This is a genomic window from Sedimentitalea nanhaiensis DSM 24252 (assembly GCF_000473225.1).
Lineage (GTDB): Bacteria > Pseudomonadota > Alphaproteobacteria > Rhodobacterales > Rhodobacteraceae > Sedimentitalea > Sedimentitalea nanhaiensis.
The window spans coordinates 1,887,933-1,913,496 of the sequence record NZ_KI421509.1 but is presented as its reverse complement, the minus strand read 5'-3'; the positions used below and the strand labels follow the sequence as shown (position 1 = coordinate 1,913,496).

Sequence of the window (25,564 nt, the reverse complement as noted above, 5' to 3'; positions counted from 1 at the left end):
GTCCTGACCCTTCTGTATCTGCGCTTTGCTAATCTCCTCCCACCACCGACCTTGGCCGAGGCCGGTGGTGGGACGGTGTATGGCGTCTGAGCCTTGTGGCCTGACCACGTTTGCTAGCGAGCCAGCACCGTCTCTCTTCATCGTCTCGAACAGTTGAATGTGGCCGATCAGGACCACGAAGCAGAAGGAAGAGAGCATGGAAACGGTAGCACACGACCGGATCATCGGCATAGATGTCTCGCGGGATTGGCTGGACATTCATTGCCTGCCGGATGGCAAGTGGTTGAGATTGCCGAACGCGGATGAGGGGCACGAACAGCTGGTGCGGTTGGCTCGGGACGTCAACGGCCTGGTCTGCTTCGAGGCAACCGGAGGCCAGGAATGGCGTTTATGGGCGGCGCTGGAGGCCGCCAGCGTGGCGACGCGACAATTGCCGCCAGCGCAAATCAAGGCCTTCGCCGCAAGCCGGGGCACACGGGCCAAAACGGATCGGATAGATGCGGAACTCATCGCCCGGTTCATGATGTTCCGGCCCGGTGCCGGGCGCAGTCTGCCACATGAAAAGCTGCGGGTTCTCAGAGCCTTGACGTCAAAGCGCGGGCAGCTCGTTGAGAGCAGAAAACGCCTTCTGGCACAGATAAAGGCGCATGGGAAACTGGGATCTGCCGAGATGTTCGCGAGTATGGACGACCAGCGGCGCACGCTTCTCGACCGCCAAATCGCGGATCTGGAGGCGCGGATTGAACAGACCATCGCTGCAGACGATGAACTGGCCGCAACTGCCGGTATCCTGCGGTCCGTCCCCGGGGTCGGCCCGGTTGCCAGCTCGATGTTGATCGCCGAGATGCCAGAACTTGGTCAGATCACAGGCGAGCAGGCCGCCGCGCTCGCGGGCCTCGCACCGATTGCACACGACAGCNGAGCGATGCGTGGTAAGCGCGCTATCGGCGGAGGGCGACGACTGCTCAGGCACGTAATATTCCAGGCGGCCCTCGTTGCCAGCCACCACAATCAGGTCCTGAAAACCTTCGCGGATCGTCTGCGTGCCGCAGGTAAACCACACAAGGTCGTCATTGTCGCCGTCGCCCGAAAGCTTGTGACCATCGCAAATGCCCTCGTCAAATCAGGGCAAAAATGGACGCCTCATCCAGAATGAACAATACAGTTGCTAGAGGTGCGATGAGCCAGAAACCCTCTCTTATCAAAGCGACTTAAACTGTCCCATTGGCGCTTAAGTCAGACATATGAGCCGGGACAAAGACAAACCCCCGAAGCTGGGCTGCGGGGGTCGTCATATGTGTCGTCAAAAGCCGCAAGGGGTGACTTACATCATTCCTTCGCGTTGGGCCTTTTTCCGAGCCAGCTTGCGGGCACGCCGAATCGCTTCGGCCTTTTCGCGCGCTTTTTTCTCGGACGGTTTCTCGAAATGTTGCTTGAGCTTCATTTCGCGGAACACGCCTTCGCGCTGTAGCTTTTTCTTCAGGGCACGAAGCGCCTGATCGACATTGTTGTCGCGAACACTAACCTGCATGTGGTTTTCACCACCTTTCTAAGTTGAGTTGCAAGGATTTGCAGGAAGGCGCCGTATAGCAAAGCCCGATCAACTTGTCTAGTATCCGGGGCAGACAAAGGAGAGTGCCATGACCCTGCCCGAAAGCGAGACCCGCGACCGTTTGCTGGATGCTGCGTTGATGCATGTTGCGTTTGACGGCTGGTCGGATGCGACGCTGAAAGCGGCGGCGGCGGACATCGGTCTGGATGCGGCGCTGGTCCGGTCGGTTGTGCCGCGCGGGGCGGTGGAATTGGCGCTGGCCTATCACGCACGCGGCGATCGGGCGATGCTGGACCGCCTGCGCTCGGAAGACCTGGGTTATCTGAAGTTTCGCGAAAAGATCGCGGCCGCAGTACAGTTTCGCCTTGATGCGGTCGAGGACAAGGAGTTGGTGCGCCGTGGTGCCACGCTGTTTGCGTTGCCGCAATATGCGACGGACGGGGCAAAAGCGATATGGACGACCTGCGATCTGATCTGGGAATCGCTGGGGGACACATCGGAGGATGTGAACTGGTACAGCAAGCGGGCAACATTGTCGGGGGTCTATTCGGCGACGGTTCTGTACTGGCTGGGCGATACCAGCGCAGATAACGCGGCGACATGGGCCTTTCTGGATCGCCGGATCGACGATGTGATGCAGATCGAGAAACTGAAGGCCAATGTGCGCAACAACCCGGTATTGAAACCGCTTCTGGCGGGCCCGAACTGGCTGTTGGGTCATATCCGGGCGCCGAAAAAAACCGGCGGCGAGGATCTGCCCGGCACGGTCGGCCCGCAGCGCTAGGCGACGCACAGAACAGAATTCCCCAACAGAGGCAGGATAAGATGACAGAGCAGATGCGCGCGGTGGAAATCAGCATGCCCGGAGGACCCGAGGTGCTGAAGCTCGTCCCGCGCCCGGTGCCGGACCCGGCGCATGGGCAGGTGGTTCTGAAGGTGGCCTGGGCCGGGGTAAACCGCCCCGATGCCCTGCAACGTGCGGGGGCCTATGATCCGCCGCCCGGCGCAAGCGATCTGCCGGGACTTGAGGCCTCGGGCGAGGTTGTCGCGCTTGGGACCGGTGTTGCCGGGCTGGAGATCGGCGATCGGGTTTGTGCGCTGTTGCCCGGGGGCGGCTATGCCGAATACGTGGCGACCCCGGGTGCGCATTGTCTGCCAGTGCCCGATGGAATGGACATGAAGCAGGCGGCCTGTTTGCCCGAAACCTGTTTCACCGTGTTTTCCAATGTGTTCACCCGCGGCGGGTTGCGGGCGGGCGAGCGGTTTCTGGTGCATGGCGGCACCAGCGGCATCGGGACAACGGCGATTCAGCTGGCCAATGCCTTTGGGGCACGGGTCTTTGCCACGGCCGGGTCGGATGAGAAATGCGCCGCGTGTCTGTCGTTGGGCGCCGAGCGGGCGATCAACTACAAGACCGAGGATTTCGTAGACATTCTGCGCGAGGAAGGCGGCGCCAACCTGATCCTGGACATGGTGGGCGGCGATTATCTGCCTCGCAACGTGCAGGCATTGGATATGGACGGGCGGCTGGTGCAAATCGCCTTTTTGCAAGGGCCGCAGATCAGTCTGAACTTTGCCCAGATGATGACCAGGCGGTTGACGCTGACCGGTTCGACCCTGCGCCCACAGAGCGATCTGGCCAAGGCGCGGATCGCGCAGGATCTGCACGAGGCGGTCTGGCCTCTGATCGAGGCGGGCCGGTTCGCTCCGGTGATGGATAGCGAATTTGACCTTGCCGATGCCGCCGCCGCCCATACGCGGATGGAACAGGGCAACCACATCGGCAAGATCGTCCTGAAGGTGGCGGCCTAGATTCCGAAGGCGGAATAGGCCGAGGTGGTCACCAGGCTGATCAGGGCGACGCGGAACTGTTCGAGCCGGGTCTTGGTCAGCCCGGCTGCAGTCAGCATGTGCAGCTTGAGCAGGGTTTTCTGGCCCTGCAGCAACTGTTCGAATTCGTCCTTGGTCAGCAGACCCTCTTTCAGGGCCTTGGTCCAGCGCGGCAGATCATCTTTCATCGCTTCCAGATAGGCTTCTCCATCGGCCCTGGCGGTGTCTTTCCAATCCTGTAGCGAGTTTTTTGCCAGCACGGTCAGACCGTTGCGGAATTCGTCAAGGAAGGCGTCCCATTGGGTTTCAAAGCTCATATCGCAACTCCTCAGTTCGATGCCAGGCCGGCGCAGGGCGTCGCCTTTTGTTTGTTCACTTCCAGGCAGATGATGTAGTCATACGCCCTTGCGATCTGGGTCTTTTTCTCGCTGCGGAAAAAGCCGCCGACGGTGCCGTTGCGTTTCCAGCCGGCCACAAAACCACCCATCAACCCTTCGTCCGGGTCGCGCATCAGCTGCCATTGGCGTGCGCTGATCTCGTTCTTGGGCAGCCCTTTGGAGAACTCATAGGCCGCGTCGATATCGGTCATCAGGGCGGTGACATCGGTCTGTTGGCTGGAATAACTGCGACCGGAACGATCGATCATTGCCAGTGACCGTGCCTTGAGCGAGGTCGCGTTCTTGTAGGCTTCGGCGGAATAGGCGCCAATCAGGGGATCGCAGGCCGCCAGCGCCAGGGGCAGCAGGATCAGCGCTAGGATGCGCCTGAAGGCCCATCGGGAATTCAATGTCACAAGAGGCATAAGGATATCTCCAATAGATTGTTTTAATCAGAATAGTTTACACCAACTGGGAGAATTCAGCAATTTTATCGGGCAGATTTGCGGCTGCCGCTCCACCATTTTCGACAACCGGCACAGGTGTTAAGCGGCAACGCACAGGCCTCGAATATCGAGACCGGGACGGCGAAGACCGCGTTGGCCCTGTGCCAAGCCGGCAGGGCGGATAAAAAGAAGCGCGGTTGGCGGGGGCTACACTCTATCGGGCAAACAGGGTGTAGAGCCTTTGAACGCATTGAGAATCTATTGAAATACACCGGGATTTTATCTATAAGAACCGGCGGCCCGCTGTTGTATGCGGGTTCTTTACGAGTGGTTGGGCATGCCCGATCGGAAGTGGTGGAAGGGAAATCATCATGAAAATTTCAATGACTGGCGTGGCTGTGGCCGCAGCCGTTTTCGCGGGCGCGGCGAGTGCCGATACCGTATATGTGGATACCCAGGGTCCCGGGTACTTTGGTTCGCAAGACTGGAAGAGCACGGTCAACGTCAGCGGTCCGGGCGCGAACGGCAGCTTTAACGCCGGTCAGTTCCAACTGACCGGTGACACGCTGGGCAATTTCGCGGCGTTCTGTGTCGATCTGGCCGGTCGGCTGAGCGACGGTCTTCCGGGGGTCTACGAAGTCAAGAACGACATGTTCTCCAACCCGGTTCTGGCAAATATCGACAAGCTGTTCAGCAGCGCATACGCGAGCGTTCAGGATGCGGCTTCGGCGGCTGGTTTCCAGATTGCGTTGTGGGAAATCATCGAGGATTCCGATAATCTGTCAGACAACACCAACAGTGGCTTTGATCTGAACGGCGGTAATTTCAAGCTGGTCAGCCAGAGCACCGAAGTTCGCGATCTGGCCAACGATTTTCTGGACGGCCTGGCGGGCGCATCCGTCGGCGGGTACAAATATACCTATCTGGATTCCGAAGACGGTCAGGATCTGGTGACGATCTCTCCGGTTCCGGTTCCGGCGGCAGGCTTGCTGCTGCTGAGCGGTTTAGGTGGCATCGCGGCGCTGCGCCGTCGCAAGAAAGCCTGATCGACCGCGACGGATCGCTGTTGAACTGTTTGAAGGGCGGCCCCCGGTGTGGGGCCGTTTTTTGCGCGGGCCCTGGCCTGTGTCCGGTGGGATCTTATCCGGTGGGAATGGGCGGGCGGGTATGCTAGCGATTGCAGCGAACCCAAAAGGAGAGGCGCGATGAAGACCCTGAAAGCTTTGACGATGGTGGCGGTCCTGGTGCTTTCAACGGGGGCGGCCCAGGCCCAGGCCCTGATCGACAAGGGGTTTGTTGCGGGATGGAACGTGATGGTGGATCCGGCAATGGGCAACGGGTGTCTGATCCAGACGGTGTATCAGGATCTGTCCGTTGTGCGCATCGGCTATGACGCCACCAACAACCGGGGTTATTTTGTCGCCTTCAACAAGGCATGGGGCAAGATCGAAGAGGGCAAGACCTATGACATCCGGTTCGAGCTGGATGGCGAAAATTTCGATGCGGTGGCCACCGGGTTCGAACTCGACCGGGTGCCCGGAGTCGGTGTGTTTTTCAAGGATCGCGAATTCATCCATGCCATCGCCCAGAAAAAGAGCATGACGATCTTTAGCCAGAAGGGCGCTCAGGTCATGGCGATCGATCTGGCGGGATCGGCAAAGGCGTTGGATTATGCGCGCAAATGCCAGGACCAGCAGGGCTGAGCCCTATCGCACCGGCGCGAACAGGGCGTCTCTGGCATTGCAATCGCGCACCACGTCCTGACCGCAGGGCACCGGCGACAAGTCACGCGACAGGCACAGGCGGGCCTCTTGGATGTGGCCGGCCTTGCAGGTGATGGTCAGCATGTCCGGCTCAAGGGCCGGGTTCGCTTTCAGGAACGCGTCTTCGACCACGCTGGCGGGCAGGCGCACGCGCTTGTCCAGCCGACGAAACACCGGTGGCCGCTGTATCAGCGCATAGGCGCGCCGCGAAAGCGCGAAATAGGCCGCAGCCGACAGACCCGAACAGGTGCCGTGTTTCTTCCACTGATGCCAGGCCAGCCCGGATGTGCCCATGATATCGGCCATCTCGGCGGTCATCCTGCGACTGGGCGCAGGTTCGGTGGTGCGGCAATAGGACGGAAAGCCCTGATGATATTGCGGCCACAGCCCGTGCAGGATCCAGCCGTGATCATGGCGGGTGTCGCATTGGTCTGATCCTTGCGCATCGCCGGTCAGCGCGCACCAGTTCGGCGACCAGCTGAGGCTGAGCACGTAATAGTCGAATTCGCCGGTGCGTTTGTCATCGGCCCCGGCGGGCAGGACCCAGAAACAGCACAGCAGGGCCAGAATCGGTCGATACATTCGCCTCTTTCCTTATTGTCCGCTCGTGACTATATAGACGCCAAGTTCCCCGACAACGGAAGCCCGCCTTGCAAGCCAAGGCCGCCTGGTTCCCCAGGCACCAGGATAGGTTTGTCGGCCAGGTTGGAAAAAGGAGATGAGCGCATGGTAAAATTGCTGCACCCCAAGGCGACCGCTGTCTGGCTGGTCGATAACACCACGATCAGTTTCAAGCAGATCGCCGATTTTGTCGATATGCACGAACTGGAAGTCCAGGGCATCGCCGATGGCGACGTGGCCGCAGGCGTCAAAGGGTTCGACCCGGTCGCCAACAACCAGCTGACCCAGGCCGAGATTGAAAAGGCACAGTCCAATCCGATGTCTCGGCTCAAACTCAAGGTCAATACCGCGGCGTTGGGCGAGGAAAAACGCCGTGGGCCGCGCTATACGCCGCTGTCCAAGCGTCAGGACCGGCCGGCCGCGATCCTGTGGCTGGTCAAATTCCACCCGGAACTGAGCGACGGGCAGATCAGCAAGCTGGTGGGGACCACCAAGCCGACGATTCAGGCAATTCGCGAGCGCACCCATTGGAACATTTCCAACATCCAGCCAATCGATCCGGTCGCTCTGGGCCTGTGCAAACAGTCCGAGCTGGACGCCGTGGTGCAGAAGGCCGCCGCCAAGAAGGCTGCCGAAGGTGAAGTCATGAGCGATGACGAACGCCGCAAGCTGGTCAGCACCGAACAGTCGCTGGGCATGGACGCCGAGCCCAAGATTCCGACTGCCATCGAGGGGCTGGAAACCTTTACGCTGGGTGGGTCGATGGGCGTTGTCGATGACGACGACGAGGATCAGGACGATCAAAGCGACATCACCGATGCGGACAGCTTCTTTAACCTGCCGGCCGGCAGCGAGGATGACGACGAGGACGACGAGGACGACGACCAGCCACGCGTCTGAAACACGCCTGATCTGAAACGCGCCTGATCGATTGCGACGCCTGCCGCATCTGAACCTGCGGCAGGCGTTTCGCGCTTTCGGCTCAGATTTCCTTGCGGGCGTTGAGGGCGGCGGTGATGGTGCCATCGTCCAGATAGTCCAGCTCGCCGCCGATCGGAACGCCCTGTGCCAGCGAGGTCAGCCGCACCCGGCCATTGAGCTGATCGGCGATGTAATGCGCTGTGGTCTGCCCGTCGATGGTGGCATTCAGGGCCAGGATGACTTCGGTGATCTGTTCGGACGCAACGCGATTGAGCAGGCGCGGGATACGCAGTTGCTCCGGCCCGATGGAATCCAGCGCCGACAGGGTGCCACCCAGCACATGATAGCGCCCCCTGAACACCGAAGCACGCTCCATCGCCCAGAGGTCGGCAACGTCCTCGACCACACAAAGTTCTCCGGTGGCGCGTTTTTCGGACTGGCAGATGTCGCAGATTTCGGTGGTGCCGACATTGCCGCAGTTCAGGCATTCGCGCGCCGTTTCGGCGACGATCTGCAGGCTGTCGGCCAGCGGCGTCAGCAGCAGGGCGCGTTTGCGGATCAGGTGCAGCACCGCACGCCGGGCCGAACGTGGCCCAAGCCCAGGCAGCTTGGCCATCAGTTCGATCAGGTTTTCGATGTCGGAGGTACTGGACACGGGGCGCGGGGCTTTCTGCGGGGCAGGGGGCGAGGCGAACATACCGGGCGTGCGGGCCTCAGCCGGATTGCCCAGGCAATTCCGCTCTGTCCCGCGGCGGACATGAAGTGACCCTTCCCTCAAAAAGGTAATTTCATGTCCTTGGGCAGGCCCATGCCTTCGGTCAGTTTGCCCATCTCTTCCTGCGCCTTGTCGCTGGCTTTCTGCTGGGCGTCCTTGATGGCCGCCAGGATCAGGTCCTCGACAACTTCCTTGTCATCGCTGTTGAAGATGGACGGATCGATATCCAGCGACTTCAGCTCGCCCTTGCAACTGCAGGTCGCTTTGACCAGACCGGCGCCGGATTCACCGGTGACCATCTGGTTGTGCATGTCCTCTTGCAACTGGGCCATTTTGGTCTGCATTTCCTGCGCGGCTTTCATCATCTTGGCCATGTCGCCAAGCCCGCCAAGTCCTTTGAGCATGTGGTGTCTCCTGAATTGCTTGCTGAACAGATACGCGCGCCGGGGATGGCTCACAAGGGGGCGGGTGCGGAACTGTTTGCGATTAGAGCGGGTGCACGCAGTGCTTTTCTATTCCCGAGGCGCGGAACTCCGCCAAAATCTTCTGGATTTTGGCTTTGTGCCCCCGTCGGTTTGCCGGGTAAATCAACCGTCTTCAAACGGGTCCCATTCGTCTTCGACCTCGGGTAAGGCGTCGGCGACCGCCTCTGCGGCGATCTCTTGGAGCGTGCGGATATGGGTGATCCGTGCTTTGGGGAAGCGGGCTAGGACCGCCTGTACCAGCGGATGTTCCTCAGCCTTTGCCTTTAGCGCGTTGGCTTCGGCATCGCGCCGTTCGGCGATGGTCTCGGCACCGCCTTCGGACACCACGCTGATGCCCCACCGATTGCCGGTCCAGGTCTGCAACCGTGCGCCCAGCCGCTGAGCCAGGTCCGCCGGTGCAGTGTCCGTAGGGGCGAATTCGATGCGTCCGGGCTGATAGCTGATCAGCCGCAGGCCGGTTTCCACTTCGACCAGAAGTTTTACATCGCGGTTGACACGGATCAGCTCGACCACATGTTCGAAGGTGGGAAACCGCGCCAATGCGCTATCCGGTGCGGCTGCGGGGGCCGCCTGAGCGTTGCCCTGCCCACCGACCCGGGCCGAGGCGACAGCCGAGGCCCCCCCGCCCGCCGCAGGCGACCTTGCGCTACGCGCAAGGCTTCCATTGCCGTCATTGCTGCCATTGCCGCCGGGCGCGGGTGGCGGCAGGTCCTGCAGCTTGCGGATCAGCTCTTCGGGGCTGGGCAGGTCGGCGACATGGGTCAGCCGAATGATCGCCATTTCCGCCGCCATCATCGCGTTGGGCGCGGCGGCGACCTCTTCCAGCGCCTTGAGCAGCATCTGCCACATCCGGGTCAGCACCCGCATCGGCAGGTTTTCGGCCATGGCGCTGCCTCGGGTGCGTTCATCGGGCGAGATCGTCGGATCGTTGGCCGCATCGGGCGTGATACTGACCACCGATACCCAATGGGTGATTTCGGCCAGGTCACGCAGCACCGCGAGGGGATCCGCGCCCTCGGCATATTGCGTGCCCAGTTCGGTCAGCGCCCCGGCGGCGTCGCCGCGCAGGATCATGTCCATCAGGTCGAGAACCCGCCCCCGGTCGGCCAGTCCCAGCATGGCGCGGACCTGTTCGGCGCTGGTTTCCCCCGCGCCGTGGCTGATCGCCTGATCCAGCAGCGAAGTCGCATCCCGCGCCGAGCCTTCGGCGGTGCGGGTGATCAGCGCCAGCGCGTCCTCGGCGATCTGTGCGTTCTCGGCCTTGGCGATGCGTTTGAGCAGGGCAATCATGTCCTCGGGTTCGATGCGGCGCAGATCAAAGCGCTGACAGCGCGACAGCACCGTCACCGGCACCTTGCGGATCTCGGTGGTGGCAAAGATGAATTTCACATGCGCCGGCGGTTCTTCGAGTGTTTTCAGCAACGCGTTAAAGGCGCTGGTGCTCAGCATATGGACTTCGTCGATGATATAGATCTTGTAGCGTGCGCTGGCGGCGCGATAGCGCACCGAATCGATGATTTCGCGGATATCGTTCACGCCGGTGCGGCTGGCGGCGTCCATCTCCAGCACGTCCACGTGCCGCCCCTCCATGATCGCGACGCAATGTTCACATTGCCCGCAGGGTTCGACGGTGGGGCCGCCGTTGCCGTCCGCACCGATACAGTTCATTCCCTTGGCGATGATCCGGGCGGTGGTGGTTTTGCCGGTGCCCCGGATGCCGGTCATGATGAAGGCCTGCGCGATCCGGTCCGCCGCAAAGGCGTTCTTCAGGGTGCGCACCATCGCCTCTTGTCCGACCAGATCGGCAAAGGTTTCCGGTCGGTATTTACGGGCCAGCACCTGATAGGCGGGGGTGTCGGATTCGGTCATGGAGGGGTTCCTGTGGGAATCGGATCAGGGCGCAGCCTAGGGCGCGCGGCGCGGCGCGTCCACCGGGGCATTTCCATGGCGGAGCGAATCGTTTGTGGCGGTGCGAACCCCGATGGCAACGCGCGGCCCGCCTTACAGCAGCCAGAGAACGATGCCGGTCGCGCCCGCCGCCACGCTGAAAATGAAGCTGAGCAGCGTAATCATGTGTTGCGGCACCGGCTCGGCGCGATGATCGTTCAGCCGCGCCACGGTTTTGCAGGCCCGCCGCCGCGCGCTCTGAAAAATGAGAATCGCGGTCAGGATGAAGATCAGCGATATGGACTTGGCGATCCAGGTCGGCTGAAACGGGCCGAACACTGCCTTTAGCCCCACGGCCAGCGCCACCGAGGCCATCCCGGTCCGCATCCATCCGGCGAAGGTGCGTTCATTGGCCAGCACCGTCCGGTCTTCGGCCCAGTCGGTCCTGTTCTCGGCCATTTTTGTCTTGTCATCCATGCCTTAGTATTGAAACGAACCGCTCCGGATGGCAAGCTGTCCGGGCTATGGACCAACGCCACGACAGGAGAATACCATGCGGTTGCGTGGGATCAAACGCAGCGGGAATGTCGAGGACCGGCGCGGAATGCGCGGCGGTCGGGCGGCGGTCGGAGGGCTGGGCGGAGTCGGTTTGCTGGTGGTGCTGGCAATCGGTTATTTCGCCGGGATCGACGTGACGCCCCTGTTGCAACAACAGCCTGCTGCCCAGGGTCGTCCCTACACGCCCACCCCGGAGGAGGAACAGGCCGCCGAATTTGCCACGCGGGTGCTGGCCACGACTGAGGAGGTCTGGTCCGGGGTCTTTCGCCGGCAGTTGAACGCGACCTATCAACCACCGGTTCTGGTGCTGTTTTCAGGAGTCACACAAAGCCCCTGTGGCGGGGCGTCCGGTGCAACCGGGCCGTTCTATTGCCCCGCCGATCAAAAGGCCTATCTGGATCTCGATTTCTTCGTCACCCTGTCGCGACAATTGGGGGCAAACGGCGATTTTGCCGCCGCCTATGTAATCGCCCATGAGGTGGCGCATCATGTGCAGAACGAAGTGGGCATACTGGGGCAGGTCGATCAGGCGCGTCGTCAGGCCAGCCAGGTCCAGGCGAATGCGTTGACCGTGCGTCTGGAGTTGCAAGCCGATTGCCTGTCGGGGGTCTGGGCGCGTGCGGTGCATGGGTTGATGGATCAGGGCGATCTGGCCGAAGCATTGAATGCCGCACGTATGATCGGAGATGACCGGTTGCAGCGGCAGGCCGGGCAAGTGCCGCAACCGCACACCTTTACCCATGGCACGTCGGAACAGCGCGCGGGCTGGTTTCAGCGCGGGTTTGACAGCGGGCAGATGTCGTCTTGCGATACGTTCGGCACGGACCGGCTGTAGAGGACGGGTTGGGCCGGTGATTTCCGGGGCAACGCTTTTGGGGGAGTAGCGCTTTCGGCATATTCCGGCGAATACGCCTGTCGCTTATCGTCGAAAACCACCAGTGGTTTTCGACGGAAGTGAGAGGTTGGACATCGACCCAAGCGGGGCTCGTTGTGGCTGCTTCCTTCCGGACCTGACCAGGTTGGCGAGGCGCTCGCCCGCGCCAACCTCTCGATCATTGATATAGGAGGTGGCAGCGGGATTTGCAACCGGGGTTGTCGGGGTCAGAGCGGTACGGACAGACGCAGGAAACCGTCCGGGGTCGTGCCAGCCTGGCGCACGCCCCGGTCACGCAATTCGTGCAGATGCGCTGTGGCAGCCGGCCCGGTCAGGGCCGTAACGGTTGTGCCGGGCATCGGCACGAAACGCCATGGGGCCGCGGCGTCGCACAGCGGGTCGCCATTCATCTGGTTGGCGACATGATTTCGGATCGCTTCGCGCAGCGGTATCGGCGGCACGGGCACAACTTCGGCATCGGACAGGGCGGCAAACGGGCCGCCGCCGCCGGCGCGGTAACTGTTCAGCGCCACGGCAAACCGGTCTTCGGGGCGGATCGGAAGACCCGCATGGGTGGCGGTGCGGATGCGGTGACTGTCTGGTGTGCGGATGCTGCCATCAGGGTGAAACCGGGCCGCGGTCGACAGGTCGATCTGATAGCGCAGCCCGTACAGAACATCAAAATCATGCCCCGGCAGCGCGGGATCCAGCAGCATCTGGGTGTCACCGCCCGGTACGATCTGTTGAAACAAGGCGGCTGACATTTCCAGCCAGTCCAGCAACTGGGCGCCATTGACCACCACACAACTGAGCTGATTGGGAAATACATGCAGATCGGCGATATGGCGCAGCGACAACCGACCTGCCGGAACGTCGGTATAGAAACGGGGGCCGGAGCGCGCCCCGAATTTGCAGGGGGCGGCGGCCGACAGCAGAGGCAGCCCTTCGGCTCCGGTTCCGGCCAGATGGGGACGCAGGGCGGCCGCCTGTGCGGTGGCCACCAGCGCCAATGCGCGATCCGGTGCGAAGAAGGTGAAGTAGCTATGCAGCGGATGTTCGGTATGTCCGACCGGCTGCTCCATCAGGCTACGGGTCTGGGCGTGGTCCTCGGACAGCAGCTGCACCAGTGCCGGGTCTTCCTCGACCGTGGCTTCGGCCTGTCCCGATTCGGTCCGGCGCGCGATCGGGCGCAAGGCGCAGGAAAAGCCATTGACCTTCCAGCATCGCGCGCCGTCGGCCCGCAGGTCCAGGTCGATAATGCCAAGATCCGATCCCGAGGTGCCGGCCATGACCACAGGCTTGCCATGCACCGATCCGGTCGCGGCATCGACAAAATCCAACCCGCAATGGTCTGGCCCCGGCAGGCGCAGGTGGGTATGCCCGCAGATCACCGCGTCGATTCCCTCCAGCGCGGTCAGAGGCAGGGCGGCGTTCTCGAGATCCGGGTGATCGGGCGTGGCGCTGAGACCGGTATGGGCCAGCGCCACGATCAGATCGCAGCCCGCATTGCGCAGTTCGGGCAGCAGGCGCCGGGCGGTGTCGACAATGGCGTCGGCCTCAAGATGCCCCTGCAACAGGTGCGCGTCCCATTTCACGGTTTGTGGTGGCAGAAAGGACAGGACCCCGATTCTGATCGGCCAGTCCTCGTCGCCCGACCGCAGCAATCGGTCGAGAATGGCAAAGGGTTCGAACCCGGCTGGTTTACCATGCGCCAGGCGCCGCAGGTTTGAACTGAGCACCGGGCAGGGGGCCTGCTGCAGTGCGGTATCCAGTGATTTCAGCCCAAAGTTGAAATCGTGATTGCCCAGCCCAACCGCGTCGTAATGCAGATGGGCGAAAGCGCGCATCAGGGGATGTGGGCGGTCGGGCTGATCGGCGGCCACATCGGACAGCGGTGTGCCCTGCAACCCGTCGCCGTTGTCAAACAGAAGCGCCAGCGCACCGTCCCGTTCCGCCTCGGCACGGGCCTGATGGATCAGGGTTGCGGTCCGGGTCAAACCCACCGTCGGATCGGGACGGTCCGAAAAATAGTCGTGGCTGGTCAAATTCATATGCAGATCTGTTGTCGACAACAGACGCACCCGCGCCGTTGCGCCTACCGGAACGCGGCGTGTCGCAGTCACATTTTCGCGCCCGCTTGGGGGCGATAGAAGGACCATGCCTGCACCTTTGTCTGCGATTTCGGGCAAGTCGCCCATAAGTTGTATGAAAGCATGGGAATCCGGCAGTGAAAATCAATTTTTTTCTACAAGTTTGTGTCGGGTGCGATGCGAATTGGCGTCATGGCGCAACACCAGCTCTGACATCGGCGCACGATGGTGGCCCTGACGGCCTGTTTGGGATAGCAGAAGGACGGGCAGGGCATCGCCAGGGCAAGTGTATGATATGAAACGGGCGGAACAGGTGACTTTTGGCGGTTCGGCGCTGAACCGCGTGGCGCATTTGCGCGGCGATGCCGAGGCGCTGAATGCGGCGTTGCGGCATCCGCGCGCGGGTGCCGTGGTGTTGTGGCAGGGCAAGCCGCTGATGCAGGGCGAGGACCGCGACCGCCTGGCCCTGTTGGCGCCCAATCACCCGGTTCTGAACCGGGACCGGGGCGCGTCACTGGCCGAGCCGGTGTTTCTGGGGATGCATGAGGACGGGGCTCCCCGGTTCGCTTGCGACATCTCGGGCTGGCAGCCCGATGACACCGATCTGGCAGCGTTGGGTTTGTTTCTGGATCCCTCTGAACAGGCGCACCCGGATCTGCCGAAAGGCCATGTCTTTGCCGAACTGCGCCGCCTGATGTCGCGGCTGAGCCCGCGCGATGCGGAATTGGCAGCCACGGCCAAGGCGCTTATCGGATGGCACGATTCACATCGGTTCTGTGCCCGGTGCGGCACCGCAAGCGAGATGGCCCAGGCGGGGTGGCAACGCACCTGCCCGGCGTGCCGCAGCCATCATTTTCCGCGCACGGACCCGGTGGTGATCATGCTGATCACCCATGGCAATTCGGTCTTGATGGGGCGCTCTCCGGGCTGGCCTGAGGGGATGTATTCGCTGCTGGCCGGATTTGTCGAACCGGGCGAAACGCTGGAAGCGGCTGTGCGCCGTGAGGTCTTTGAAGAGGCGGGCATTCGGGTCGGACAGGTGGACTATCTGTCCAGCCAGCCTTGGCCGTTTCCGGCTTCGCTGATGTTCGGGTGCGCCGGGCAGGCGCTGAACCGCGAGATCACGGTTGATCCGGTGGAAATTGAAGACGCGATCTGGGTCAGCCGAGAAGAGATGATGACGGCGTTTGCCGGTGAACACCCGGTGTTAAAGCCCGCGCGCAGGGGGGCGATCGCGCATTTCCTGTTGCAGAACTGGCTTGCGGACAGTTTGGATTAGGGTCAAATACAACCATAAGTAGTAGGATTGGCGCGCTGATGCAGTTTTCGGGTAAGGAAGACATAGAGGCCCCGGCCGCACAGGTTTTTGCGGCTTTGGCGGATTTTGCGAGCTATGAACGCTGGGCGATTCGGCGCGGCATCCATGTCAAACGTCTGTACGATCACCCCCATCCGCAGGTCGGAATGGCATGGCAGGCGCGGTTCGAGCTGCGAGGCAGGCCACGCAAGTTGCATATCGAGATGGAAACCTACACGCCTCAGAACCTGATGCAGTTCGCGTTCAGTTCGCAAGGAGTGGAGGGGAGGCTGGTTCTGGAACTGGTGGCCCTGTCCGCAGGCCGGACCCGCATGTCGGTGGTATTGGACCTCAAGCCTAAAACCCTGCCTGCGCGGTTGCTGGTGCAATCCCTGAAACTGGCCAGGTCCAGCCTGACCAAACGGTTCAAGCTGAACTTGGCCGAATTTGCCCGCAACATGGAAGAGCGGCTGGCGCGCGCGAGCTGATCATCGCGCCGCCTTTGAGTATCAGAGCCGACCGGGATCGGCGGGATAAACGCCCAAAATCTCGACGATGGTGGTGAAATATTCCAGTTCGTCCATGGCCAGCTTGACGTTCGGATCATCCGGGTGGCCTTCGATATCGGCATAGAACTGGGTGGCCGTGAACGAGCCGTCGACCATATAGCTCTCCAGCTTGGTCATGTTGACCCCATTGGTGGCAAAGCCCCCCATCGCCTTGTACAGCGCCGCCGGAATGTTGCGGACCTGAAACACAAAACTGGTGATCATGCCATGCTTGCCGCGTCGGCTGGTGTCCGCCTGGGGGGACATGATGAGAAACCGGGTGGTGTTGTTGGATTGATCCTCGATATGGCTCGCCAGCAGATCCAGCCCATAGATTTCACCGGCCAGCGGACTGGCCAGGGCCGCCAGTGCGGGATCGGCGGCTTCGGATACGTGCCGGGCCGATCCGGCGGTGTCGGCCCCGACGATGCGATGAATGCCGTGCTGTTGCAGGAAGGTCTTGCACTGACCCAACAGCACTGTGTGGCTCATGGCGTGGGTCACATTCGACAACTGCGCGCCGGGCGCGCCCAGCAGGTTGATATGCACCCGTACAAAGGCCTCTTCGATGATGTGCAAGCCGGAGTTGGGCAACAGCGAATGGATGTCCGCGACCCGGCCATAGGTCGAATTCTCGACCGGCAGCATTGCCAGGTCGGCTTGCCCGGTGCGCACCGCTTCGATTGCATCCTCAAAAGTGCGGCAGGGCAGCGCCTCCATTGCGGGGCGGGCATTGCGGCAGGCCTGATGGCTGTAAGCGCCGGGTTCGCCCTGAAAGGCAATTTTGTTCGTCATTGGGCGGTTTTCCATGCAACAGATTACGTCTGGGCGTTTCGTCGCGGTGTCTATACCTTGCCCAAGGCAAGGGAAAGGCTTAGACAGCGGCCCAAACAGATCAAATGGACACGCAACCGACATGGATACGATGACCTTTACCAAAGCGGCAGCCGGCGTGCTGGGAGCCTTTCTGGTTTTTCTTCTGGGCAAATGGGCGGCACAAGAGCTGTATTACATGGATAGCCATGGCGAAGCGGCCTATGTGATCGAAACCGAATCTGACGAATCGACCGAAGAAGTCGCCGAGGTCAGCTTTGCCGAGATGATGGCCAGCGCCGACGCGGACAAGGGCGAAAAGGTATTCAAGAAATGCTCTGCCTGCCACAAGCTGGAAAAGGGTGCCAACAGCACGGGTCCATATCTGTACGGTGTTGTCGGTCGCGCGGTCGGCGCTGCGGACGGGTTCGGGTACTCTGACGCCATCGCGGGTCTGGGCGGCGACTGGACCCCGGAACGCCTGAACGAGTTCCTGACCAAACCCGGTGCCTATGCATCGGGCACCACGATGAGCTTTGCTGGCTTGAAAAAGGACAGTGACCGGGTCAACCTGATTGCCTTTCTGAACGGGAATTCGGACGCTCCCTATGTGATAGAGGCCGCAGCCGAAGTGGAAGCCGCCGATGGGGCTGCACCGGAAGAAGCCGCCGCCGCGGAGGTCGCAAGCGAAGAGGCCGCAGAAACCGCAGAGGATTCAAGCGACACAGCCAGTGCAGAAGAGGCGGGTGCCGCTGCCGAGGTTGCAAATGTCGATGCCGAAGCCGCGGCTGAGGCCCCCGCCGAAGAGGCCGCACCTGCTGCCGCAGAGGCTATCGAAACGGTGGCCGTTGCGGGCGACATCGAAGCCGGGGCCAAGGTGTTCAAGAAATGTGCGGCCTGCCACAAGCTGGAAGAAGGCAAAAACGTCGTTGGCCCCTACCTGTATGGTGTGGTGGGCCGGCCCGTGGCCGCAGCCGAAGGGTTCAAATATACCGATGCGATGAAAGAGGTGGGCGGCGAGTGGACTCCGGACCGTCTGGCGGAGTTCCTGACCAAACCGCGCGATTTCGCTCCGGGCACTTCGATGAGCTTTGCCGGTCTGCGCAAGGAAGATGATCGCACCAACGTCATCGCCTATCTTCAGAGCATCGCCAACTGATCTGCCGGTCGGATGAGGTGTTCCAGGGCCGCTGCCAGATGCAGCGGCCCTTTTTCTTGGGGCCGCGCCCCCACCACCGGGGATTTCTCTAGCGAGAAAAATTCCAGATCCGTTTGCAGGGAAATTGAGGAAACCTTACATATTCTCAACTTGAATGTTGGCCCCGCGCACCTTTAGCTTACATCGATAACAACGAGGCGTCTCAACGCCCTGCCAGATGGAGGAAGAGCTGATGATCCACCGACCCGCCGCGCGTGCGGCCCGTGCCGATGCTGTCGTGATCCGCTGGGGGGCGCTGACCCTGGCTCTGATCATGCTGTTGGGCTTTGCGACCGTGATCCGGGCAGAAGAAAAGATCATCAAGAGCCACGGATTTTCAGAGTTTGGCGAGTTGAAATACCCGGAAGGGTTCGCGCATTTCGATTACGTGAACCCCGACGCCCCCAAGGGGGGGGAATACAGCTATGCGGCGCAGGGGACGTTCGACAGTTTCAACCCGTTCACACGCCAAGGCCGCGCGGCGGACCGGGCGGCGGATCAGTATGAAACGCTGCTGTTTCCATCCTATGACGAACCGGCGTCCTATTACGGGTTGGTGGCAGAAAGCCTGGAATACCCGGAAAGCCAGGCATGGGTGATCTTCAATCTGCGCCCCGAGGCCCGGTTTTCAGATGGCACGCCGGTCACGGCCGAAGACGTGGTGTTTTCCCACAACATCCTGCTGGATCAGGGGCTGCAATCCTATGCCGAGGCGGTGCGCAAACGTATTCCCAAGGCCGAGGTTCTTGATCCTCACCGGGTCAAGTTCTATTTCGCCGAAGACTATCCGCGCCGCGCGATGATCAGTCAGGTTGGCGGGACGCCGATCTTTTCCAAGGCCTGGTTCGATGCGGATCCGGAAAACCGGCGGCTGGACAAACCCCGGATGGAGCCGGGCATCGGGTCGGCACCCTATGTGCTGGACAGCTATGACATCAACCGCCGCGTCGTCTACAAACGCAATCCCGACTATTGGGGCGACGCCATCAACGTGAATGTGGGGCGCAACAATTACGACACCATCCGGATCGAGTATTTCAGCGATTCCATTGCCGCGATGGAGGCGTTTAAGGCTGGAGAAATCACGCTGCGGCAGGAAAACAACAGCAAGAACTGGGCGACGTCCTATGATTTTCCGGCGCTGACGGCAGGCCATGTGGTGAAGGAAGAGCTGCTGGACGGAAATGTGCCCAGTGCCACCGGGTTCGTGATGAATATCAACCGCCCACAATTTGCCGACCCGCGCGTGCGCGAGGCCGTGCAGTTGGCGTTCAATTTCGAATGGACCAACGAAAGCCTGCAATATGGGCTGTTCCAGCAGCGCGATTCGTTTTGGGAGGGTACGCATCTGGAGGCCACAGGTCTGCCCGAGGGGCGTGAGTTGGAAATTCTGCTATCGCTGGGCGAGGATCTGGACCCGGCGGTACTGACCGCCGAGCCGGTCAGTGCCCATTCCAGCAAGCCCGACCGGCAAACCGACCGTGGCAACCTGCGAAAGGCCATGGGGCTGCTGGACCAGGCCGGTTGGACCGTTGGAGACGACGGGGTGCGCCGCAATGCGCAGGGGCGGACGCTGAGGATCGAGTTCCTGTCGGATGATCCCGTGCTGGACCGCATCGCCATGCCTTTTGTCGACAACCTGAAAACCATGGGGATCGACGCCAGCTATAACCGCATCGACAACGCCCAATTCACCCTGCGCCGGCGCGAGCGGGATTTCGACATGATTTCGGGAGGCTATCGTACCTCGCTGCAACCGTCGACCGGGCTGTATCAGCAATATGGAACCGAGGCGGCGGCGTTCTCGGTGTTCAACCCGTCCGGCATCCACGGCCCCGACATAGAAGCCTTGATCGACAATATCGTCGAGGCAAGGGAAAGCGACGAGTTGACCGCCAATGTACGGGCGCTGGACCGGGTGCTGCGCGCCAAACGGTTCATGGTGCCGACTTGGTTCCTTGGCAAGTACTGGGTCGCCTATTGGGACAAATATGAATATCCGCAGAACCTGCCGCCCTATGCGTTGGGGGTCGAGGATCTGTGGTGGATCAACGCCGATAAGGCCGCCGCGCTGAAATCGTCCGGCGCGCTAAGGTAATCGCCAGATATGGGAGCCTATATCGCACGACGCCTGCTGTTGGTGATCCCGACGCTGCTGGGCATCATGGTTATCAACTTCACCCTGGTGCAGTTTGTACCCGGCGGCCCGGTGGAACAGATCATCGCCCAGATGGAGGGCGGTGGCGATGTGTTCGAGGCGTTTTCCGGCGGTGGGGCTGACGTGCAGACCCAGGCCGCCGGGGCCAACGACCGCTATGTCGGCGCGCGCGGGTTGCCGCCCGAGTTCATTGCCGAGCTGGAAAAGGAATTCGGCTTTGACAAGCCGCCCCTGCAACGGTTCGTGGACATGCTGTGGAACTATATGCGGCTGGACTTCGGGCAAAGCTATTTCCGCTCGATCAGTGTGATCGATCTGGTGTTGGAAAAGATGCCGGTGTCGATTTCTCTGGGCTTGTGGTCGACGCTGATCGCCTATCTGGTGTCGATCCCGCTGGGCATTCGCAAGGCGGTCAAGGATGGCAGCACGTTTGACACCTGGACCAGCGGCACGATCATCGTGGCCTATGCGATCCCCGGTTTCCTGTTTGCCATCCTGTTGCTGGTGTTATTCGCCGGCGGGTCCTATTGGCAGGTGTTTCCGCTGCGGGGGCTGACCAGCGACAACTGGTCCGACCTCAGCCTGCTGGGCAAGATCGGCGACTATTTCTGGCATATTGCCCTGCCGGTCATCGCGCTGACCATTTCGGCCTTTGCGACGCTGACCCTGTTGACCAAAAACAGTTTTCTGGACGAGATCAAGAAACACTATGTCATGACCGCCCGCGCCAAGGGGCTGAGCGAGCGGCAGGTGTTGTATGGTCATGTATTCCGCAACGCCATGCTCATCGTGATCGCGGGGTTTCCGGCGGTGTTCATCGGGGTGTTCTTTTCCGGCAGCCTAATCATCGAAACCATCTTTTCTCTGGACGGTCTTGGACGGCTGGGGTTTGAGGCGGCGGTGGCGCGGGATTATCCGGTGATTTTTGGCACCCTGTTCATTTTTGGCCTGATGAGCCTGGTTGTCGGTATCCTGAGTGACATCATGTATGTTCTGGTCGATCCGCGCATCGACTTTGAAAAGCGGGAAGGCTGATATGGCACTGTCTCCGCTGAACGCGCGACGATGGCGCAATTTTCGTCGCAATCGCCGTGCCTTCTGGTCGTTGTGGATCTTTGCCGTGGTGTTCGGGCTGTCGCTGTTTGCCGAGTTCATTGCCAATGACAAACCGATTCTGGTGCAGTATCGCGGCGAGTATTTCACCCCGATTTTCAAGTTCTATCCGGAAACCGCGTTTGGCGGCGATTTCCAGACCGAGGCGATCTATCGCGATCCAGAGGTGCAGTGCCTGATCGTTTCTGGTGGCTCAGGGCAGTGTTTTGACGACCCCGAAGGCATCATGGCGCAGGCCGAAACCGGTGAAATCGACGGCGAGCCCATTCACAGGGGCTGGGCGATCTGGCCGCCGATCCCCTATTCGTTCAACACTTCGGTGGATCGTCCCGGGGCCGCGCCGCTGCCGCCAAACGGCGAGAACCTGTTGGGTACGGACGATACGAAACGCGATGTGCTGGCGCGGGTGATCTATGGCTTTCGCCTGTCGATTCTGTTCACGCTGATGGTCACCGGGGCCGCCAGCCTGATCGGGATCATGGCGGGCGCGGTTCAGGGTTTTTTCGGTGGCTGGGTCGATCTGATCTTTCAGCGCATCATAGAAATCTGGTCGGCCACCCCGTCGCTGTATGTCATCATCATCATGTTCGCCATCCTGGGGCGCAGTTTCTGGTTGCTGGTGTTCCTGATGGTGCTGTTTTCCTGGACCGGGCTGGTCGGGGTGGTGCGGGCAGAGTTCCTGCGCGCGCGCAACCTGGAATATGTCCGCGCGGCCAAGGCGTTGGGCGTGGGCAACATGACGATCATGTTCCGCCACATGCTGCCCAACGCGATGGTGGCGACGCTGACCATGCTGCCCTTTATCGTGACCGGAACGATCTCGGCGCTGGCCAGTCTCGATTTCCTGGGCTTTGGCCTGCCGTCCTCGGCACCCAGTCTGGGCGAGCTGACATTGCAGGCGAAACAGAACCTGCAAGCGCCATGGCTGGCGTTCACCGCCTTCTTTACCTTTGCCATCATGCTGTCGCTGCTGGTCTTTATCTTTGAAGGCATCCGTGACGCGTTCGATCCCAGAAAGACCTTTAAATGAGCCTGCTGTCGGTCAAGAACCTGACGGTGTCCTTTACCCAGGACGGTCAGACCACACAGGCCGTCAAGGGCGTGTCCTTTTCCGTGGATCGCGGTGAAACGGTGGCGCTGGTGGGCGAGTCGGGTTCGGGCAAGTCGGTCACGGCCCTGTCCACCGTGTCGCTGCTGGGCGACAGCGCGCAGGTCGCCGGATCTGTCACCTATGACGGGCAACAGATGATCGGCGCGTCCGACGCGCTGTTGCGGCAGGTGCGCGGCAACGACATCAGCTTTATCTTTCAAGAACCGATGACCTCGCTGAATCCGCTGCATACGATCGAGCGGCAGCTGACCGAATCGCTGGCCCTGCATCAGGGTTTGGCGGGGGCGGCAGCACGGGCACGGATTCTCGAATTGCTGACCAAGGTGGGCATCCGCGATCCCGAAACCCGTCTGGACGCCTATCCGCATCAATTGTCTGGCGGGCAGCGCCAGCGGGTGATGATTGCCATGGCGCTGGCCAACAAGCCCGACATCCTGATTGCGGACGAACCCACGACGGCACTGGATGTAACCATTCAGGCGCAGATCCTGGATCTGTTGGCGGATCTGAAGGCGCAGGAAAACATGGGGCTGCTGTTCATCACCCACGATCTGGGCATCGTGCGGCGGGTGGCTGACCGGGTCTGCGTGATGAAAGGCGGCGAGATCGTCGAGACCGGTCCAACGGCCGAGATTTTCGACAATCCGCGACATCCCTATACGCAGATGCTGTTGGCGGCTGAACCTTCCGGCCAGCCCGACCCGGTCGCATCGGATGCGGAGCCGATTGCCAGCACCGATCACCTCAAGGTCTGGTTTCCGATTCAGCGTGGGTTCCTGAAACGCACCGTGGGCCACGTGAAGGCCGTCAACGACACAACCCTGTCGGTGCGCGCCGGCGAAACCTTGGGTATTGTCGGCGAAAGCGGGTCGGGCAAGACCACGCTGGCGCTGGCGATCATGCGCCTGATCGCATCGCAGGGGGGCATCACCTATCGCGGTCAGGACGTGCGCAAATGGTCCACGCGTGAATTGCGCCGCTTGCGCAGCGAAATGCAGATCGTGTTTCAAGACCCGTTCGGGTCGCTGTCGCCGCGCATGACCTGCCAGCAGATCATCAGCGAGGGGTTGACGATTCACAAGGTGGACCCGACCCGAGACCAACGCGAACTGGTGGCCGAGGCGATGGTGGAAACCGGGTTGGACCCGGCAACCATGGACCGCTATCCGCACGAATTTTCGGGCGGTCAACGCCAGCGGATCGCCATTGCGCGGGCCATGGTGCTGCGACCCCGCCTGCTGGTGCTGGACGAGCCGACATCGGCGCTGGATATGACCGTTCAGGTGCAGATCGTCGACCTGCTGCGCAACCTGCAACGCAAATACGGGCTGGCCTATCTGTTCATTTCACACGACCTGAAAGTGGTGCGTGCCATGAGCCACAAGGTGATCGTGATGAAACAGGGCGACGTGGTGGAATATGGCACCGCAGACGATTTGTTTGAGCGCCCGCAGACAGAGTATACCCGGACATTGATCGCTGCGGCGGGCTGACCTGCTGACAACAACCTGCGATTTCGGGGGGGGATTGACCGCGTCCTGTCCGGTTGCAGGTTCGTGACATCCGCTGCGGTGATTTGCATGGGCTGTCGTGTTAGTCTGGTGCCATGGACGCCGACACCCCGCATTGGAACGCCGCAGCGCTGGAGCATTTGACCGGACCCGCACGGGGTAATGTGTCTTGGCTGACGGCTGATACTGTCGACGTGCGCCTGCTGCCCGATCGGCGCCTGTCGTTTTCCGCGACCGTGAGCGATGCCGTTGACGACGGCGTCATTGCCCGGTTTCACCGCACCGGCGGCACCTATGATATCATCGCCACCGGGCAACACCCGATTTGGTTGAATGGGCGGGCGGTTGCCACCGAGGTCCTGCGCTATGGCGATGTTATCGAATTCGGTGAGACCGGGCCGTTGTCGCGTTACCGTCTGTATGATGATCGCCATCGGCCAAGCAACACGGTGGGTGAGATGTTCGGCGATGCGGCCAGTTATCTGCGCACCAGCCGTCGACCCTGGCCGCGCAAGCTGGGCTATGCGGTGGTAGAGTTGTTACGCCGGTTGGCGCGTGAAACCAGCGTTGTGTTCCGGGCATTGGTCTTGCTGTCGATTGCGGTGCTGGCATGGGCGCTTTATCAGCAGGGGCGCATGGACGATGCGATCAGGGCCGAACTCGAAAGCGGCAACCTGCAGATCGACGCCGTGGCCTCGGCCCTGTCACAGGCACGCGATGAAGCGATCCGCCCCAGCGATCTGTCGGCCCTGCAACAGGATCTGGCATTGCGGTTACAGACCAACGCCGAGCGTCTGATGGCGCTTGAGGCGCGTACCGGGGCGGGGCGGCGGGTGGTGGCGCAGGCGGCGGCTTCGGTTGTGTTCCTGCAAGGGGCCTACAGCTTGCGGGACCGCGAGAGCGGCAACATGCTGCGCCATGTGCTGGGGCCGGACGGGGTGCCGGTGCATCTGCCCAACGGGCAACCGTTTCTGTCCCTGACCGGAACCGGGCCGGTGGCCGAGGTTCAGTTCAACGGCACGGGATTTGTTCTGGCCGACCGCGGCGTTTTGATCACCAACCGCCATGTGGCCCAACCCTGGGGTAAAGGGCCGGGCGCGCGGCTGGGCACTGCCGAGATGGAGCCGGTGATGACCCGGTTCATCGGCTATTTTCCGGGTCAGCCCGCGCCGGTTACCCTGAGCACGCTGGCAGTCAGCGATCAGGTCGATCTGGCGGTTCTGGCAATGGGGCAGCGTCCCGGCGCGGTGCCGGGTCTGACACTGGCGGTCGAGGGACCCGAGCCTGGCGAAGAGGTGATTGTGATGGGGTATCCCACCGGGCTGATGTCGCTTCTGGCGCAGTCGGGGACGGCCTTTGTGCAGGATCTTCAGGCGGCGGGCGAAACCGGGTTCTGGAAGGTGGCCGAACGTCTGGCCGCCGCCGGGTTGATCGCACCGTTGGCCAGCCGCGGCATTGTCGGACAGGCCACCGAGGCCACCGTGGTCTATGACGCGGAAACGACTCATGGCGGCAGCGGTGGCCCGGTGTTGACGCTGGACGGAGCCGTAGTGGCGGTGAATACCGCGATCATGCCCGAGTTTGGCGGCTCGAATCTGGGCGTTCCGGCACGGCACATCGTGGCATTACTGGCCTCGCTCGACAGCGGATCGTCGAACTAGAGCGCGTTGCGGTGCGTCATGTGCGCCGCTTCAGC

At 61.5% G+C, this 25,564-nt stretch carries 25 protein-coding genes, 1 other RNA gene and 1 pseudogene; 16 read left to right on the top strand and 11 right to left on the bottom strand.

Annotated elements, in window-relative coordinates:
- Positions 1 to 157 precede the first annotated feature (157 nt).
- The gene (locus NANH_RS0111165) at positions 158 to 1,156 is read left to right on the top strand and encodes an IS110 family RNA-guided transposase (RefSeq protein WP_456113464.1); all 999 of its coding nucleotides are present in this window, start codon (positions 158 to 160) and stop codon (positions 1,154 to 1,156) included.
- Between the two features lie 168 nt (positions 1,157 to 1,324).
- Here the strand turns inward: NANH_RS0111165 and rpsU are convergent, their stop codons facing one another.
- Entirely contained in the window at positions 1,325 to 1,531 is a 207-nt protein-coding gene (gene rpsU / locus NANH_RS0111160) for a 30S ribosomal protein S21 (protein ID WP_007118112.1), read from the bottom strand.
- Positions 1,532 to 1,640: 109 nt separating this feature from the next.
- On the opposite strand from rpsU, the gene NANH_RS0111155 reads away from it, so the two are divergent.
- Positions 1,641 to 2,336: a COQ9 family protein gene (locus NANH_RS0111155; RefSeq protein WP_027262122.1), complete on the top strand. Its 696-nt coding sequence runs from the start codon at positions 1,641 to 1,643 to the stop codon at positions 2,334 to 2,336.
- A gap of 41 nt (positions 2,337 to 2,377) precedes the next feature.
- Positions 2,378 to 3,364 (top strand): NAD(P)H-quinone oxidoreductase, encoded by a 987-nt coding sequence (locus NANH_RS0111150; protein ID WP_027262121.1) that lies wholly within the window; start codon positions 2,378 to 2,380, stop codon positions 3,362 to 3,364.
- Here the strand turns inward: NANH_RS0111150 and NANH_RS0111145 are convergent.
- Complete coding sequence (locus tag NANH_RS0111145) at positions 3,361 to 3,699, bottom strand: hypothetical protein (RefSeq protein ID WP_027262120.1); 339 nt, start codon at positions 3,697 to 3,699, stop codon at positions 3,361 to 3,363. The two genes, NANH_RS0111150 and NANH_RS0111145, sit on opposite strands and share 4 nt — an antisense overlap.
- Positions 3,700 to 3,710: 11 nt before the next feature.
- Positions 3,711 to 4,184 carry a hypothetical protein gene (locus tag NANH_RS0111140; RefSeq protein WP_027262119.1) on the bottom strand — a complete coding sequence of 158 codons (474 nt, stop codon included), beginning with the start codon at positions 4,182 to 4,184 and terminating at the stop codon, positions 3,711 to 3,713.
- Between the two features lie 392 nt (positions 4,185 to 4,576).
- Between NANH_RS0111140 and NANH_RS29290 the strand changes: the two genes are divergently transcribed.
- Together NANH_RS29290 and NANH_RS0111130 are read left to right on the top strand one after the other, a co-directional pair.
- Positions 4,577 to 5,251 carry a VPLPA-CTERM sorting domain-containing protein gene (locus tag NANH_RS29290; protein WP_036049738.1) on the top strand — a complete coding sequence of 225 codons (675 nt, stop codon included), beginning with the start codon at positions 4,577 to 4,579 and terminating at the stop codon, positions 5,249 to 5,251.
- 159 nt (positions 5,252 to 5,410) lie between these two features.
- Positions 5,411 to 5,908: a hypothetical protein gene (locus NANH_RS0111130; protein ID WP_027262117.1), complete on the top strand. Its 498-nt coding sequence runs from the start codon at positions 5,411 to 5,413 to the stop codon at positions 5,906 to 5,908.
- Positions 5,909 to 5,911: 3 nt separating this feature from the next.
- Here NANH_RS0111130 and NANH_RS0111125 read toward each other — a convergent pair whose 3' ends face one another.
- A complete protein-coding gene (locus NANH_RS0111125; RefSeq protein ID WP_027262116.1) occupies positions 5,912 to 6,550 on the bottom strand; it encodes a ribonuclease T2 family protein in 639 nt (212 codons plus the stop codon).
- Between the two features lie 144 nt (positions 6,551 to 6,694).
- Between NANH_RS0111125 and NANH_RS0111120 the strand changes: the two genes are divergently transcribed.
- A complete protein-coding gene (locus tag NANH_RS0111120) occupies positions 6,695 to 7,489 on the top strand; it encodes a DUF1013 domain-containing protein (protein ID WP_027262115.1) in 795 nt (264 codons plus the stop codon).
- A gap of 82 nt (positions 7,490 to 7,571) precedes the next feature.
- On the opposite strand, the gene recR is transcribed toward NANH_RS0111120, so the two are convergent.
- The 4 genes from recR to NANH_RS0111100 all read right to left on the bottom strand — a co-directional run bounded on the left by recR (position 7,572) and on the right by NANH_RS0111100 (position 11,074).
- Entirely contained in the window at positions 7,572 to 8,165 is a 594-nt protein-coding gene (gene recR, locus NANH_RS0111115) for a recombination mediator RecR (RefSeq protein ID WP_027262114.1), read from the bottom strand.
- Between the two features lie 119 nt (positions 8,166 to 8,284).
- Entirely contained in the window at positions 8,285 to 8,629 is a 345-nt protein-coding gene (locus NANH_RS0111110; RefSeq protein ID WP_027262113.1) for a YbaB/EbfC family nucleoid-associated protein, read from the bottom strand.
- Positions 8,630 to 8,812: 183 nt separating this feature from the next.
- Complete coding sequence (locus tag NANH_RS0111105) at positions 8,813 to 10,579, bottom strand: DNA polymerase III subunit gamma/tau (RefSeq protein WP_027262112.1); 1,767 nt, start codon at positions 10,577 to 10,579, stop codon at positions 8,813 to 8,815.
- Positions 10,580 to 10,711: 132 nt separating this feature from the next.
- A complete protein-coding gene (locus NANH_RS0111100) occupies positions 10,712 to 11,074 on the bottom strand; it encodes a YidH family protein (protein ID WP_027262111.1) in 363 nt (120 codons plus the stop codon).
- Positions 11,075 to 11,150: 76 nt separating this feature from the next.
- Between NANH_RS0111100 and ypfJ the strand changes: the two genes are divergently transcribed.
- Positions 11,151 to 11,990 carry a KPN_02809 family neutral zinc metallopeptidase gene (gene ypfJ / locus NANH_RS0111095; protein ID WP_027262110.1) on the top strand — a complete coding sequence of 280 codons (840 nt, stop codon included), beginning with the start codon at positions 11,151 to 11,153 and terminating at the stop codon, positions 11,988 to 11,990.
- 117 nt (positions 11,991 to 12,107) lie between these two features.
- On the opposite strand, the gene ffs is transcribed toward ypfJ, so the two are convergent.
- Positions 12,108 to 12,206, bottom strand: an RNA gene (ffs, locus tag NANH_RS27915) — signal recognition particle sRNA small type.
- A 50-nt stretch (positions 12,207 to 12,256) separates the two neighbouring features.
- Positions 12,257 to 14,152: a bifunctional 2',3'-cyclic-nucleotide 2'-phosphodiesterase/3'-nucleotidase gene (locus NANH_RS0111090; protein WP_027262109.1), complete on the bottom strand. Its 1,896-nt coding sequence runs from the start codon at positions 14,150 to 14,152 to the stop codon at positions 12,257 to 12,259.
- Positions 14,153 to 14,414: 262 nt separating this feature from the next.
- Between NANH_RS0111090 and nudC the strand changes: the two genes are divergently transcribed.
- The gene (gene nudC / locus NANH_RS0111085) at positions 14,415 to 15,398 is read left to right on the top strand and encodes an NAD(+) diphosphatase (protein ID WP_027262108.1); all 984 of its coding nucleotides are present in this window, start codon (positions 14,415 to 14,417) and stop codon (positions 15,396 to 15,398) included.
- A 38-nt stretch (positions 15,399 to 15,436) separates the two neighbouring features.
- Positions 15,437 to 15,904, top strand: coding sequence for an SRPBCC family protein (locus NANH_RS0111080; protein WP_027262107.1), 468 nt, complete (start codon positions 15,437 to 15,439; stop codon positions 15,902 to 15,904).
- A 21-nt stretch (positions 15,905 to 15,925) separates the two neighbouring features.
- On the opposite strand, the gene NANH_RS0111075 is transcribed toward NANH_RS0111080, so the two are convergent.
- Complete coding sequence (locus NANH_RS0111075) at positions 15,926 to 16,759, bottom strand: prephenate dehydratase (RefSeq protein WP_027262106.1); 834 nt, start codon at positions 16,757 to 16,759, stop codon at positions 15,926 to 15,928.
- A 121-nt stretch (positions 16,760 to 16,880) separates the two neighbouring features.
- Here NANH_RS0111075 and NANH_RS29805 point away from each other — a divergent pair.
- The 7 genes and pseudogenes from NANH_RS29805 to NANH_RS0111045 form a co-directional block, all read left to right on the top strand.
- Positions 16,881 to 17,378 (top strand): annotated as a pseudogene (locus tag NANH_RS29805) (c-type cytochrome); the annotation flags it as partial.
- A 9-nt stretch (positions 17,379 to 17,387) separates the two neighbouring features.
- A complete protein-coding gene (locus NANH_RS29800; protein WP_407694963.1) occupies positions 17,388 to 17,936 on the top strand; it encodes a c-type cytochrome in 549 nt (182 codons plus the stop codon).
- 232 nt (positions 17,937 to 18,168) lie between these two features.
- Positions 18,169 to 20,073, top strand: coding sequence for an extracellular solute-binding protein (locus NANH_RS0111065; RefSeq protein WP_051372625.1), 1,905 nt, complete (start codon positions 18,169 to 18,171; stop codon positions 20,071 to 20,073).
- A gap of 9 nt (positions 20,074 to 20,082) precedes the next feature.
- Positions 20,083 to 21,168, top strand: coding sequence for a microcin C ABC transporter permease YejB (locus tag NANH_RS0111060; RefSeq protein ID WP_027262103.1), 1,086 nt, complete (start codon positions 20,083 to 20,085; stop codon positions 21,166 to 21,168).
- A gap of 1 nt (position 21,169) precedes the next feature.
- Entirely contained in the window at positions 21,170 to 22,276 is a 1,107-nt protein-coding gene (locus NANH_RS0111055) for an ABC transporter permease (protein ID WP_027262102.1), read from the top strand.
- Positions 22,273 to 23,850, top strand: a complete 1,578-nt coding sequence (locus tag NANH_RS0111050; protein WP_027262101.1) for an ABC transporter ATP-binding protein — start codon at positions 22,273 to 22,275, stop codon at positions 23,848 to 23,850. The genes NANH_RS0111055 and NANH_RS0111050 overlap by 4 nt, the downstream gene beginning before the upstream one ends.
- A gap of 113 nt (positions 23,851 to 23,963) precedes the next feature.
- Entirely contained in the window at positions 23,964 to 25,529 is a 1,566-nt protein-coding gene (locus tag NANH_RS0111045; protein ID WP_027262100.1) for a trypsin-like peptidase domain-containing protein, read from the top strand.
- Positions 25,530 to 25,564: the final 35 nt, after the last annotated feature.